Below are 12,075 nucleotides of genomic sequence, written 5' to 3' on the forward strand. Positions count from 1 at the left end.
CCTAGATTCGATTCAAAATCGTTTCAACAGCTGCTGTCAGCGTGTCGACCCGTTCAACCCCCTCCGGCAGCTCCACCTGGGCCCAGCCCGCGCCTCCCACCAGCACCGACACCCCGTCGAGGGCTTTGAGGGGCACCTGGGTCGCATACACGCGATCGTGTGCCCACACGAAGACGACACGCGGTCGCAACACGTCAACCGCGCTGACCAACGCATCTCCCGGCACCCGCGCTCCGAGGTTCCTGGCCGTGCACTGGTGCTCCGCGAGCGCCGCGGCCAGCACGTCGAGCGGCAGGCTGTGCTGCTCGTCCGGCGCGCAAGCCAGCAGCACCGCCGGCGGGCCCGCCGTGAGCGACGCCCGCATCGCGTCCCCGATGCTGGTGCTCGCGCAGTGCTCGACCTCGACCCCCGCCGCCGTGGTGGCGACCTGCTCCCCCAGCTCGACCAGGAACGGCGCCAGCACCACGTCCCAGGTGTGCACGACGCCGTGCCGGGCGATCAGGTCGACGGCGACGCGCCGCATCTCCGCGGCGTCCAGGCGGGCCGCCGCGGCCTCGAAGTCCAGGTCCCCGGTCGGCGTCACGGTCGCGGCCGCCGACGCCGGCGACACCCCGGTCGAGGTCAGCTCGACCATCCGCTTCAGCCGGGCGACGTCGTCCTCGCTGTAGCGGCGGTGCTTGCCCTCGACCCGCGTGCTGGGCCCCAGCCCGTAGCGGCGGTCCCAGGTGCGCAGGGTCGTCGGCGAGACGCCGAGCATCCGGGCGACCGCACCCGCACTCCACTCCACCGAAGCGCACCTCCCCTCGCATCGGTTCTGAATCGTAATGCCACGGGCACGAAAAGGCCCCCGGCACAACGCCGAGGGCCGTTCGGGTCCCGTCCGGTGCGGAGACCGGTCAGGTCACTTCCTCTTGCCGGTGACCAGTGCGCGCAGCTGGTTGCCGCGCCTGCGCAGCCCCCACTTGGTCACGCGGATCAGCGCCTCGCGCACGATGTTGCCGCTCATCTTCGACTCGCCGTACTCGCGCTCGCGGAACGTGATCGGCACCTCGCGCACCCGGAAGCCCAGCTCGATCGTCCGCCACAGCAGGTCGATCTGGAAGCAGTACCCGGCGGAGGCGACCGACGCGAGGTTGAGCTTGCGCAGCGTGTCCGCGCGGAAGGCGCGGAAGCCGCCCGTCATGTCGCGGATGTTGGCGCCGAGCGCGATGCGCGAGTAGAGCGAGCCGCCGCGCGAGAGCACCTCGCGCTGCATCGGCCAGTTCACCACCTCGCCGCCGGGCACCCAGCGCGAGCCGATCACCAGGTCCGCCTGCGGCAGCGCGTCCAGCAGCCGGTGCAGCTGCTCGGGCGCGTGCGAGCCGTCAGCGTCCATTTCGCACACAACGCCGTACTCGCGTTCCAGCGCCCACTGGAAACCGGCGACGTAGGCGGCACCGAGGCCCGCCTTCTCCGTGCGGTGCATGACGTGCACGCGCTCGTCGGCGGCTGCCATCTCGTCGGCGAGCTGGCCGGTGCCATCGGGGCTGCCGTCGTCGACCACCAGCACGTGCACGTCGGGCAGTGCCGTGTGCAGCCTCTTGACGATCTTTCCGATGTTGTCCCGCTCGTTGTAGGTCGGGATCACCACCAGCACCTGCCCGAGTTCCTGGTCAGGCTGCTGCGCCATTCGAGTCCTTCCGTCGTCGTGTGAAGCCCAGCGCCAACGCGACAAGGCCCGCAGCGGTCAACACCCACCCGGGCCAGGCTCCAAGCCAAGTCGCCAGCGTAGTCTGTGACCGCAGCGGCAGTGTCGCGACCAGGGCGTCGGGCGTGAAAAGGCCGGTCTTCTGCGTGACCGAACCGTCGGGTTGCACGATCGCGCTGACCCCGGAGGTGGCCGCCACCACCACGGCCCGGCCGTGTTCCACGGCACGCACGCGTGACATGGAAAGCTGCTGGTAGGTCATCTCCGTGCGGCCGAACGTGGCGTTGTTCGTGGGGATCGCGATGATCGTCGCGCCCGCCGTCACGGAGTCGCGGACCACTGAGTCGAACGCCACTTCGTAACATGTGTCAAGTGCGACCTGCGCGGGCCCCATCCGGAAGCCCTCCGGGTCGCTGCCGGGCTGGAAGACGCCCGCGCGGTCCACATCGGACGAGAACAGCCGGAAGAAGGACCTCATCGGCATGGTCTCGCCGAACGGCTGCAGCTTGCGCTTGGTGTAGGTGTCGGTGGCGCCCTTCCCGGGCTCCCACAGCACGACCTGGTTGCGCGGCAGCCCGTCGGAGCGGTCGACCACCACGGCGCCCACCGCGACCGGCGCCTTGATCGCGTTCGCGGCGGCGTCGATCGCGGCCTTGGCGTCGGCGTTGCGGAACGGGTCGATGTCGGAGGAGTTCTCCGGCCAGATCACGACGTCCGGCTGCTTCGCCTTGCCGGCGGCCACGTCCGCGGCGAGCTCGATCGTCTTCTTCACGTGGTTGTCCAGCACGGCCCGGCGCTGCGCGTTGAAGTCGAGACCCGCGCGCGGCACGTTGCCCTGGATCGCCGCGACCGTCACGGTGCCCGCGGAGGCGTCCACGCCCACCGGCACGCCGAACCCGGCCACCAGCGGCACCACGAGCAGCGGCAGCCCGAGCTTCCAGTTCTTCGTCAGCCAGAACAGGCCGAACCCGGTCAGCACCACCGCGAACGACACCAGCGGCGCGCCACCGACGGCGGCGAGCGGCAGGAACCAGCCCTCCGGCTGTCCGAACGCGACCTTGCCCCAGGTGAAGCCGCCGAACGGGAACACCTCGCGCAGCGCCTCGTCCGCCGCCCACAGGAATGCCGCCCACAGCGGCCAGGCGGGCAGCCGGGACGTGAACGCCATCGCCGTCGTGCCGATCGAGATCATCAACGCGCATGCGAACGCCAGCGGCAGCCACGCGACCAGCCCGACGAACTCCCCGGTCCACCGCAGCAACGGCACCATGAACCCGAGACCGAACAACAAGCCGTATCCGAACCCAGCGCGCGCACGACGGCCGTACAGCACGTACGCGAGCAACGCGAACCCGATCGGCGCCAGGAACCACAGCGGCCGCGGCGGGAAGCTGAGGTAGATCAGCACGCCACCGGCGACGGCGAGTGCCACGCGCAGCAGGACGGGCCCGCTGATCCGCCGGCGGCGGACGGGCGTTTCCGGCGAATCCGGCGGATCCGGCGCCATCGGGGGTGCGACCACCCGTTCAGCCTACGAGGCCCCTCGCCGACCGGGTGCAGCGCGGGGTGGAGCCGCATTCACGACGAATGCGGAACGGCATCCGCCGCCACCAATTGGAACGTTCGGTCGGCAACGAACTGGTCGATGAACACCAAACCGGGCCTGTCACTTCGGTAAGGTTCGGAGATAAATCAGGAGGTGACGGATGCCCCGTCCAAGCGTGGAAGCCGAACGCAAAGCGCAGATCCTCGCGTCCACCTGCAAGGTGATCGCCGCCGAGGGCTTTCGCCACCTCCGCGTGTCCGACGTCGCGAGAGACGCGGGCGTCTCCGGTGGCACGGTCCACTACTACTTCGAGACCAAGCGCGAGCTGACCGACGCCGCGTTCGAGCACTGCTTCGAGCAGTCGCTCAAGCGCCGCCGCTGGATCCTCGAGTCCGACGAGACGCCGCTGTCGCGGCTGCGCATGGTCGTCGAGTCGTACCTGCCGCGGGGCGCGGAGACCGTGGAGGCGTGGAAGATCTGGGCCGAGCTGTGGGTCGAGGCGATCCGCAGCCCCGAGCTGCAGGAGCTCAACGAGCGCTTCTACGGCGAATGGCGCGACATCGTCGCGAGCATCTTCCGCGACGGCCAGGAGACCGGCGACATCCGGTCGGAGGACGACCCGGTCGAGCTGGCGAACATGCTGGTCAGCATGCTCGACGGGCTTGCTCTGCAGGTACTGGCCGGATCGCGGTCCATGACCGTGGACGTCATGCGCACGACATGCCTGAGGTTCGTCGACCAGCTGTCAGGGGTAACCCAGGGCTGTCCCTGATGCAACAGACGGACCGGCGGGAGCATTGTGAAGTCATGACCACGACAGTTGCATTGAGCAGGCCCAGGACCAACCGGAAGATCGCGGGTGTGTGCGCGGGGCTCGCCCAGCGCTGGGGTATGAAGGCGGGCACGGTGCGGCTGCTGTTCGTGCTGTCGTGCCTCCTGCCCGGCCCGCAGTTCGTCGTCTACCTCGTGCTTTGGGTGATGATGCCCGACCGCGGTTATTGATCGCGACGCTTCGAGACCCACGTGCCGTGTCCCGGTGCGTGGGTCGCGTTGTGCGTCCAATTCGCGCGTGCACAATGTGTTTGTAGAAGGCCTGTGCCAAATGCGGTAGAAGGTTCTCCATGGAGATCACCGCCTTCCTGGACCGCAAGCTGGCACGCCGGTTCCGCACCTACGACGCGGACGGCGACGGGTTCATCGGGCGTGATGACTTCACATCGGCGGGACTGCGCACCACGCGGGCGTTCGGGCTCCGTGACGACGAGCCGAAGGCGGTGTGGTTCCAGGCGTCGCTGAGCGGGCTGTGGCAGCAGCTGTCCGCCGCCACCGACACCGACCACGACGGCCGGATCAGCGTCGACGAGTACAAGAAGGCGTTCGCGGACGGGCTGCTGGAGACGCCGGAGTCGTTCGACGAGGGCTACCGGCCGTTCCTGGACGCGGTGATGGCGATCGCCGACGAGGACGGCGACGGCAAGCTCACCGTCGAGGAGCACGTGAAGTGGACGGGTGCGTTGATGAACCTGGCCGAGGCCGACGCCCGGATGATCCACGACATCCTGTCCGACGACGACGGGCTGCTGTCGACGCAGGCGCTGCTGGAGGCGATCCGGGAGTTCTACTTCTCCGAGGACCCCGCGGCCGCCGGCAACTGGCTGCTCGGGTCGTTGGACTGACGTGCTGATCAAGAGGCTGCAGGAGTACGCGGCAAGGGCTCAGCCGGCCGCGCACGTGGAGGAGACGGGTGGCTGGTGGCTGCGCCACTCCCCCGAGGACGCCTGGTGGGTGAGCGCCGTGCTGCCGCACGACCGCGAGGACCGGGTCGACGTCGCGGAGAAGTTCTGCGCCGACCGCGGTGTCCCGACGAGGTTCCAGATCACGCCCGGCGTGTGCGCGGACGACCTCGACGCCCGGCTCGCGGACCGCGGTTACGCGCGAAGCCACGACATGTCCCTGCAGATCGCGTCGACCGCTGACGTGATCCGCCAGGCCCACGCGGACGCCGGTGCCGTCACGACCAGGCCGGACGACGGGTGGCTCGCGGCGTGGCACGAGGTGACGACGCGTGACGTCGAAGCCGAACGCGATCTGCTCAGCCGGGTCGAGGCGCCGAGCGCGTACGCGTTCGCCGAGGTCGACGACGAGATCGTGGCCGTTGGCCGGGTCGTCGCGGAGAACGGGTGGGCCGGTGTGTTCGGCATGGCGACACTTCCGCACGCACGGGGCCAAGGCGCCGCACGGTCCGTGCTCGCCGCATTGGCCTCATGGGCGGCCGCGCGCGAGTCGAACCACATGTACCTGCAGATGGAGAAGGGCAACAAGGCCGCGTTCCGGCTCTACGAACGATCGGGGTTCCGCGAGCTGTGCACCTACCACTACCGCGTCCGCGAGTGACCAATCAGGAATCAAGAAGCGCGGACCAGGGGTCTGCGAGTTAGCTTGTCGCCATGACCTCCAGGAGAACGGCCGCCAAGAACGAGCACGAGGCGGACACCCACGACCTGATCCGCGTGCGGGGCGCGCGGGTGAACAACCTGAAGGACGTCGACGTCGAGATCCCGAAGCGGCGTCTGACGGTCTTCACCGGCGTGTCCGGTTCCGGCAAGAGCTCGCTCGTGTTCGGCACGATCGCCGCCGAGTCGCAGCGGCTGATCAACGAGACCTACAGCGCGTTCATCCAGGGCTTCATGCCGACCCTGCCGCGCCCGGAGGTGTACCTCCTGGAGGGGATCACCACCGCGATCCTGGTCGACCAGCAGCGGATGGGCGCCGACCCGCGCTCGACCGTCGGCACCGCGACCGACGTCAACGCCATGCTGCGGATCCTGTTCAGCCGCCTCGGCGCACCGCACATCGGCGGCCCGCAGGCGTTCTCGTTCAACGTGGCCTCGATCTCCGGCGCGGGTGCCGTGACGATCGAGAAGGCCGGCCAGAAGGTCAAGGAGCGCCGCGAGTTCTCCATCACCGGCGGCATGTGCCCGCGCTGCGAGGGTCGCGGCCAGATCTCCGACATCGACCTGACCGAGGTCTACGACTCCTCGAAGTCGATCATCGAGGGCGCGATCAAGGTGCCCGGCTACAACGTCGACAACCAGTGGACGGTGCAGACGTTCACGCAGTCCGGTTTCATCGACCCGGCGAAACCGATCGCCAAGTACAGCAAGAGGGAGCTGCACGACTTCCTCTACAAGGAACCGGTCAAGATCAAGGTCAACGGCATCAACCTGACCTACGAGGGCCTGATCCCGAAGCTGCAGAAGTCCATGCTGTCCAAGGACCGCGAGGCGCTGCAGCCGCACATCCGGGCGTTCGTGGACCGCGCGGCGACGTTCGGCACGTGCCCGGACTGCTCCGGCACCCGGCTCACCGAGGCGGCGCGCTCGTCGAAGATCAAGGGCGTGTCGATCGCGGACCTGTGCGACATGCAGATCAGCGACCTGGCCGACTGGATGCGCGGGCTGAAGGACAAGTCCGTGGCGCCGTTGGTCGAAAAGCTCGTGCACACGCTGGACTCGTTCGTCGAGATCGGCCTGGGGTACCTGTCGCTGAACCGGCCCGCCGGCACGCTGTCCGGCGGTGAGGCCCAGCGCGTGAAGATGATCCGGCACCTCGGGTCCGCGCTGACCGACGTGACCTACGTGTTCGACGAGCCGACGATCGGCCTGCACCCGCACGACATCGAGCGCATGAACAACCTGCTGCTGCGGTTGCGGGACAAGGGGAACACCGTGCTCGTGGTCGAGCACAAGCCGGAGACGATCGCGATCGCCGACCACATCGTCGACCTCGGCCCCGGCGCCGGCCGGGGCGGCGGCACGATCTGCTTCGAGGGCACGCTGGAGGGGCTGCGGGCCAGTGACACCGTGACAGGGCGGCACCTGGACGACCGCGCGTCGCTGAAGTCCAGCGTGCGCAAGGCTTCCGGCTCGTTGTCCATCCGCGGGGCTTCCAGGAACAACCTGCGCGACGTCTCCGTCGACATCCCGCTCGGCGTGCTGACCGTGGTGACGGGTGTGGCGGGCTCGGGCAAGAGCTCTTTGATCCACCAGTCGATGCCGCGCGACTCCGGTGCCATCGTGGTGGACCAGACCCCGATCAAGGGCTCGCGCCGCTCCAACCCGGCCACCTACACGGGCCTGCTGGAGCCGATCCGCAAGGCGTTCGCCAAGGCCAACGGCGTGAAGCCGGCGTTGTTCAGCGCGAACTCCGAGGGCGCCTGCCCGAACTGCAACGGCGCCGGCGTCGTGTTCACCGATCTCGGCATCATGGCGACCATCGAGTCGCCGTGCGACGTGTGCGAGGGCAAGCGGTTCGACCAGGCCGTGCTGGAGTTCAAGTTCGGTGGCCGCGACATCTCCGAGGTGCTGGCGATGCCGGTGGCGGAAGCCGTGGAGTTCTTCGGCTCCGGTGACGCCCGCACCCCCGCCGCCCACGCGATCCTGGACCGCCTGAACGACGTCGGCCTCGGCTACCTCTCGCTGGGCCAGCCGCTGACCACGCTGTCCGGCGGCGAACGCCAGCGCCTGAAGCTCGCCACCCACATGGCCGACAAGGGCGGCGTCTACGTCCTGGACGAGCCCACCACGGGCCTGCACCTGGCCGACGTCGAACAGCTGCTGGGCCTGCTGGACCGCCTGGTCGACTCGGGCAAGTCGGTCATCGTCATCGAGCACCACCAGGCCGTGATGGCACACGCCGACTGGATCATCGACCTAGGCCCCGGCGCGGGCCACGACGGCGGTAAGGTCGTGTTCGAGGGCACCCCGGCCGACCTGGTCGCCGATCGCTCCACGCTGACCGGCGAACACCTGGCCGACTACGTGGGGGCCCCGGCACGCGTCAAGAAGCGCTGAACGGGTAGTAAGGGCCTATGGAGATCACGCCGTTCCTGGACCGCAAGCTGAACCGCAGGTTCGAGACCTACGACAGCAACGGGGACGGCTGCGTCGAGCGCTCCGACTTCGAGCTCGCCGGTGCACGTGTGACCGGCGAGTTCGGCCTCGACCACGACGACCTGCGGGCAAAACGGATCCACGAGCAGCTCCTGGGCGCGTGGGACCACCTCTCCGCCGTGACCGACACCAACGACGACGACCGCGTCAGCCTGGACGAGTACAAGACCGCGTACGCGCGTGGTCTGCTGGAACGCCCTGAGGTGTTCGACGACGCCTACGCGCCGTTCGTGGACGCGCTGCTGGACGTGGCCGGTGTTGACGGGTTCTTCGGGGTGGATGAGTACGTGCGGTGGTCTCGGGCGTTGCTGGACCTGTCCCCTGCCGATGCGCGTGCCGTCCACGCGCGGCTCGACCACGACGGTGACGGTCTGGTCGGTGCCGAGGACCTGCTGGCGGCGATCAGGGCGTTCTACTTCTCGGAGGACCCGGACGGGCCGGGGGCGTGGTTGCTCGGCCCACTCGGTTAGGCAGCCTCGGCCACCTTCTTGATCGACGCGGCCTCCGTCTCGACGTACCGCCTGGTCATCGACTTCGTCAGCAACCAGCCGATGCCCGCCATCAGGCCGGACATGGTCAGGCTGAGCGTGAGCCTGCTCCCGTCCGGATGCGGCTCCACGACGTGGCCGGCCGTGACCGTGACCCCCGACGACGTCGACACCCAGGTGAACGACACCCCGTCGGTCATCTCGGTGACCGTGAGCACCGAAGGCGCCAACCTGGGCTGCTTCAACCGCGTCCGCGACCCGACCACCAACGGCCCGGCGTCCAGCCGCTCCACGCTGTCGACCGTCGGGATCCGCTCCGGCCACCGCTCGACGTCGACGACCACCGCCCAGACCTGCTCCGGCGTGGCCGCGATGACGCTGGTGTGCTGAAAGCCAGGCATGCTCGCGAGTCTACGAGAACCGCCGCTCGATCTCTTCCACCGCAGCGGCCGCGATCTCCGCAGCAGCCGCCCGCGGCCGTGGCGCGTGCAGGATCTTCCCGACCAGCTGCCGCATGGTCGTGCCGATCTTGTCGAACGCCGACTCCGCCGTGGGTTCGATGTCGCCGAACAACGTCCACCACCACCAGGAGTTCGTCGCGGAGTTCGCCACGACGTCCGGGATGACCAACGCGTCGATGAGCTCCTCGGCCTCCGCGGTGACCGGCATGTTCGCCGCCTCGACGATCAGCTTGGCGCGCACCGACTTCGCGTTGTCGCGGTGGATGGCGTAGCTGGTGGCGGCGGGCACGAGCACGTCAGCCTCGACGTCGAGCCAGCTGTCGCGGTCGAGCTGGAGGTCGGTGTCCCGGAGCTTCGACCGGTCGATGCCGCCGTGCGGATCCCGGGACAGCAGAAGGGTTTCCACGTCGAGCCCGGCCGGGTTGGCCACCACCCCGTGGACATCGGCGAGCCCGACGACCGTGACGCCGGCCTTGGCGAGATACCGCGCCGTCGCGCCGCCCATCGAGCCGAACCCTTGGACAAAGGCGGTGGGATTGCTTGTTTTCAACCGTTCGAGGCCTTCGAGTGCGGCCTGCGCGACGCCGTAGCCTCCGACGAGCTCGTCGAGACCGACGCCGTCGACCGTGACGTTGAAGGCGTCCTGAAGTCGTTGGCGCGCTTTGTGTTCATCGTCCAGCAACGGGTAGACGGCCTGAATGGACGACTGCAGGCCGATCTTCGCAATGGCCCTGTCTATCGTGGACTGCCGCAGCCCGAGGTCCTCCCCCATCGTCCAGAACCGCTCGATGTACGGGGACATCGCGTAGAGATACGCCGTGAGCACGTCGAACGCCCTCGGGTCGTACGGGTCGAAGTCGATGCCGCCCTTGGCGCCACCGAGCGGCACATAACGCGCCGCGGGGTCGTAGTTGAGCGCCTCCTTGGCCGTCATGCCCTCGGCCAGCCTGCGCACCTCGTCGAGCGTGCAGCCCGCACGCATCCGCAGCCCGCCACTGCTCACCCCGCGCACCAGCCGGTCGATGACGAGGTGACCACGCGCACCCGTGGCCGGATCGGTCCACGTGACCTGCAGGAAGCTCATCCCCCCATCTTGGCGGACAGCCGGTTCACCTCGACATCTGGAGGAGGAACTCCGCGTTGCTCCTGGTCTTGCGTAGCCCGTCGAGCAACACGTCGACCTCGCGGTCGGCCATGGCCCTGCGCACCGCGTTCGTGATGGCCAGCTCCTGTTCGGACACCAGCAACTCCGCCTTGCGCGTGCTGGACTGGTTCAGGTCGATCGCCGGGTAGACCCTGCGCTGCGCCGCCTTGCGGTCGAGCTTGAGCTCGGCGTTGCCGGTGCTCTTGAGCTCCTCGAAGATCACGGTGTCGCCCACCGACCCGGTCTCCACCAACGCCGTGGCGAAGATCGTGAGACTGCCACCGTCCTCGATGTTCCGCGCGGCCCCGAGAAACCTCTTCGGCGGGTTGAGCGCCCCGACCTCGATGCCACCGCTCAGAATCCGCCCACCACTGGGCGCCGCCAGGTTGTAGGCCCGCCCGAGCCTGGTCAGCGAGTCCAGCAACACCACCACGTCCTGCCCCTCCTCGACAAGCCGCTTGGCCCGCTCGATGGCGAGCTCCGCCGTGGCGATGTGCTCCCGCGGGTGCTCGTCGAACGTCGAGGTGAACATCTCGCCGGGCACGGTCTTCCTGATGTCGGTGACCTCCTCCGGCCGCTCCCCCACCAGCGCGACGATGAGGTGGCACTCGGGGTTGTTCTTCGCGACGGCCTGCGCAATGCTCTGCAACACCATCGTCTTGCCGGCCTTGGGCGGCGCGACCACCAACGCCCGCTGCCCCTTGCCGACCGGCATGACCAGGTCGATCGCCCTGCTGGTGAGGTCGTCCGGGTCGTGCTCCAACCGCAGCCGCTCGTTGGGGTAAAGCGGCGTCAGCTCCTCGAACTTCGGCCTCTTGTGCGGCTTGCGCCCGTTGACCGTGTCGACGGTGGTCAGCCTGTCCTCGTGCGCCTCCCCCGTGATCCGGTCGCCCCTGCGCAGGTCGTGTTGCTTCACGAGCTGCTGCGGGACGACGGGCCCGTCGACGAGGAAAGCCCTGTTGTTGCGTACGTCGAGTACACCGATGTGCATCGGTCTGTCCTTTCGGGAGGATTGCGTGAGATGCGCTCGTCCCCGGGACGCCCTGAGCGTGCCGAAACGAAAGCGCTGCAGATGCTGCGCATCTGATGTGGATCCGCCAGCGTCAGAAACTGGAGGCTCTTCGCTGCGAACTCGGATGGTCCAGCAGCTGTTCGGAACTTACGCGCGCTCCCCAGCGCACCGCCGTTACACCCGGACTGTAGCAGACAACGCGCGTCGCGCGCTGCTTATTCCCCGCCGCACCTCTGCCACGACAGCCGGAACGTCGAGCTGACGCTCGAATCCGTCGAGTCCATGGTCATCATCCCCGCCTTGCCCGTGACCTTGAGCTCAGCCTCGATCGTCAACGGCTTCCGCCCCTTGCACGGCCCGTGCTGCACCCCGTCCGGCACATCCGTGACCTGCCAGTTGTCACTCATCGGCCCCTGGTAGACCTGCGTGCCGTGCCGCGTCGGATACCCCGGAAAGCGGTAACTGCTCCGCTGCGTCCCCCGCTCCCCTTCGCCGAGGTGCACAAACCCGCGAAAGTCCGTCCGCTCCACCCCATACGTGTACCCGGCCGCGTGACTGAGCTCCACCGCAATCGTGCAGCTCTTCTTCGCCTCCGCGCCCTTCGCCTGCACCACGAAGTCGCTGTAGGTCACCGTGAACGCCTGGTTGTCCCCCGACATGGCCACCGTGGCGGTCCCCGGCCGGCACCCGTCACCGCTCAAGCTCACCACGTCGATCGTCACGGGCCCAGGCGGAGTCAGCAGTGATGCCGCCACCAACGCCACCACACCGAACACCCCTGGCCT

12 protein-coding genes and 1 pseudogene are annotated in these 12,075 nt (G+C 68.5%); 6 read left to right on the plus strand and 7 right to left on the minus strand.

What is annotated here, in order from left to right:
* Nucleotide 1 precedes the first annotated feature (1 nt).
* The 3 genes from BBK82_RS41020 to lnt all read right to left on the minus strand — a co-directional run bounded on the left by BBK82_RS41020 (nt 2) and on the right by lnt (nt 3,209).
* Complete coding sequence (locus tag BBK82_RS41020) at nt 2-787, minus strand: MerR family transcriptional regulator (RefSeq protein WP_218920496.1); 786 nt, start codon at nt 785-787, stop codon at nt 2-4.
* Between the two features lie 114 nt (nt 788-901).
* Nucleotides 902-1,669: a polyprenol monophosphomannose synthase gene (locus BBK82_RS41025; protein WP_065919738.1), complete on the minus strand. Its 768-nt coding sequence runs from the start codon at nt 1,667-1,669 to the stop codon at nt 902-904.
* Entirely contained in the window at nt 1,653-3,209 is a 1,557-nt protein-coding gene (lnt, locus tag BBK82_RS41030) for an apolipoprotein N-acyltransferase (protein WP_237047855.1), read from the minus strand. Before lnt ends, BBK82_RS41025 begins: the two co-directional genes overlap by 17 nt.
* Before the next feature lie 184 nt (nt 3,210-3,393).
* Here lnt and BBK82_RS41035 point away from each other — a divergent pair, with 184 nt between their 5' ends.
* The 6 genes from BBK82_RS41035 (at nt 3,394) to BBK82_RS41060 (ending at nt 8,655) form a co-directional block, all read left to right on the plus strand.
* Nucleotides 3,394-4,005 carry a TetR/AcrR family transcriptional regulator gene (locus BBK82_RS41035; RefSeq protein ID WP_065919740.1) on the plus strand — a complete coding sequence of 204 codons (612 nt, stop codon included), beginning with the start codon at nt 3,394-3,396 and terminating at the stop codon, nt 4,003-4,005.
* Nucleotides 4,006-4,040: 35 nt separating this feature from the next.
* Nucleotides 4,041-4,235 (plus strand): PspC domain-containing protein, encoded by a 195-nt coding sequence (locus BBK82_RS41040; protein WP_065921771.1) that lies wholly within the window; start codon nt 4,041-4,043, stop codon nt 4,233-4,235.
* A 119-nt stretch (nt 4,236-4,354) separates the two neighbouring features.
* On the plus strand, nt 4,355-4,909 hold the full coding sequence (locus tag BBK82_RS41045) for an EF-hand domain-containing protein (RefSeq protein WP_065919741.1): 555 nt from the start codon (nt 4,355-4,357) through the stop codon (nt 4,907-4,909).
* 1 nt (nt 4,910) lies between these two features.
* Nucleotides 4,911-5,627 (plus strand): GNAT family N-acetyltransferase, encoded by a 717-nt coding sequence (locus tag BBK82_RS41050; protein ID WP_065919742.1) that lies wholly within the window; start codon nt 4,911-4,913, stop codon nt 5,625-5,627.
* A gap of 53 nt (nt 5,628-5,680) precedes the next feature.
* Nucleotides 5,681-8,086, plus strand: a complete 2,406-nt coding sequence (locus BBK82_RS41055) for an ATP-binding cassette domain-containing protein (RefSeq protein ID WP_065919743.1) — start codon at nt 5,681-5,683, stop codon at nt 8,084-8,086.
* 17 nt (nt 8,087-8,103) lie between these two features.
* Nucleotides 8,104-8,655: an EF-hand domain-containing protein gene (locus BBK82_RS41060; protein ID WP_065919744.1), complete on the plus strand. Its 552-nt coding sequence runs from the start codon at nt 8,104-8,106 to the stop codon at nt 8,653-8,655.
* On the opposite strand, the gene BBK82_RS41065 is transcribed toward BBK82_RS41060, so the two are convergent.
* The 4 genes and pseudogenes from BBK82_RS41065 to BBK82_RS41080 all read right to left on the minus strand — a co-directional run bounded on the left by BBK82_RS41065 (nt 8,652) and on the right by BBK82_RS41080 (nt 12,066).
* Complete coding sequence (locus tag BBK82_RS41065; protein WP_065919745.1) at nt 8,652-9,074, minus strand: SRPBCC family protein; 423 nt, start codon at nt 9,072-9,074, stop codon at nt 8,652-8,654. The genes BBK82_RS41060 and BBK82_RS41065 overlap by 4 nt on opposite strands.
* Before the next feature lie 10 nt (nt 9,075-9,084).
* Nucleotides 9,085-10,218: a Glu/Leu/Phe/Val dehydrogenase dimerization domain-containing protein gene (locus BBK82_RS41070; RefSeq protein WP_065919746.1), complete on the minus strand. Its 1,134-nt coding sequence runs from the start codon at nt 10,216-10,218 to the stop codon at nt 9,085-9,087.
* 25 nt (nt 10,219-10,243) lie between these two features.
* Nucleotides 10,244-11,260: pseudogene (rho, locus tag BBK82_RS41075) on the minus strand (transcription termination factor Rho); the annotation flags it as partial.
* 245 nt (nt 11,261-11,505) lie between these two features.
* Nucleotides 11,506-12,066, minus strand: coding sequence for a DUF4360 domain-containing protein (locus tag BBK82_RS41080; protein ID WP_170068047.1), 561 nt, complete (start codon nt 12,064-12,066; stop codon nt 11,506-11,508).
* Between the last annotated feature and the right edge of the window lie 9 nt (nt 12,067-12,075).

The sequence above is a fragment of the Lentzea guizhouensis genome (assembly GCF_001701025.1).
Classification (GTDB): Bacteria; Actinomycetota; Actinomycetes; order Mycobacteriales; family Pseudonocardiaceae; genus Lentzea; species Lentzea guizhouensis.

Coding starts and splice junctions, on each gene's coding strand:
- BBK82_RS41025 (WP_065919738.1), bottom strand. CDS start 1,669: ATGGCGCAGCAGCCTGACCAGGAACTCGGGCAGGTGCTGGTGGTGATC.
- BBK82_RS41035 (WP_065919740.1), top strand. CDS start 3,394: ATGCCCCGTCCAAGCGTGGAAGCCGAACGCAAAGCGCAGATCCTCGCG.
- BBK82_RS41040 (WP_065921771.1), top strand. CDS start 4,041: ATGACCACGACAGTTGCATTGAGCAGGCCCAGGACCAACCGGAAGATC.
- BBK82_RS41045 (WP_065919741.1), top strand. CDS start 4,355: ATGGAGATCACCGCCTTCCTGGACCGCAAGCTGGCACGCCGGTTCCGC.
- BBK82_RS41055 (WP_065919743.1), top strand. CDS start 5,681: ATGACCTCCAGGAGAACGGCCGCCAAGAACGAGCACGAGGCGGACACC.
- BBK82_RS41060 (WP_065919744.1), top strand. CDS start 8,104: ATGGAGATCACGCCGTTCCTGGACCGCAAGCTGAACCGCAGGTTCGAG.
- BBK82_RS41065 (WP_065919745.1), bottom strand. CDS start 9,074: ATGCCTGGCTTTCAGCACACCAGCGTCATCGCGGCCACGCCGGAGCAG.
- BBK82_RS41070 (WP_065919746.1), bottom strand. CDS start 10,218: ATGAGCTTCCTGCAGGTCACGTGGACCGATCCGGCCACGGGTGCGCGT.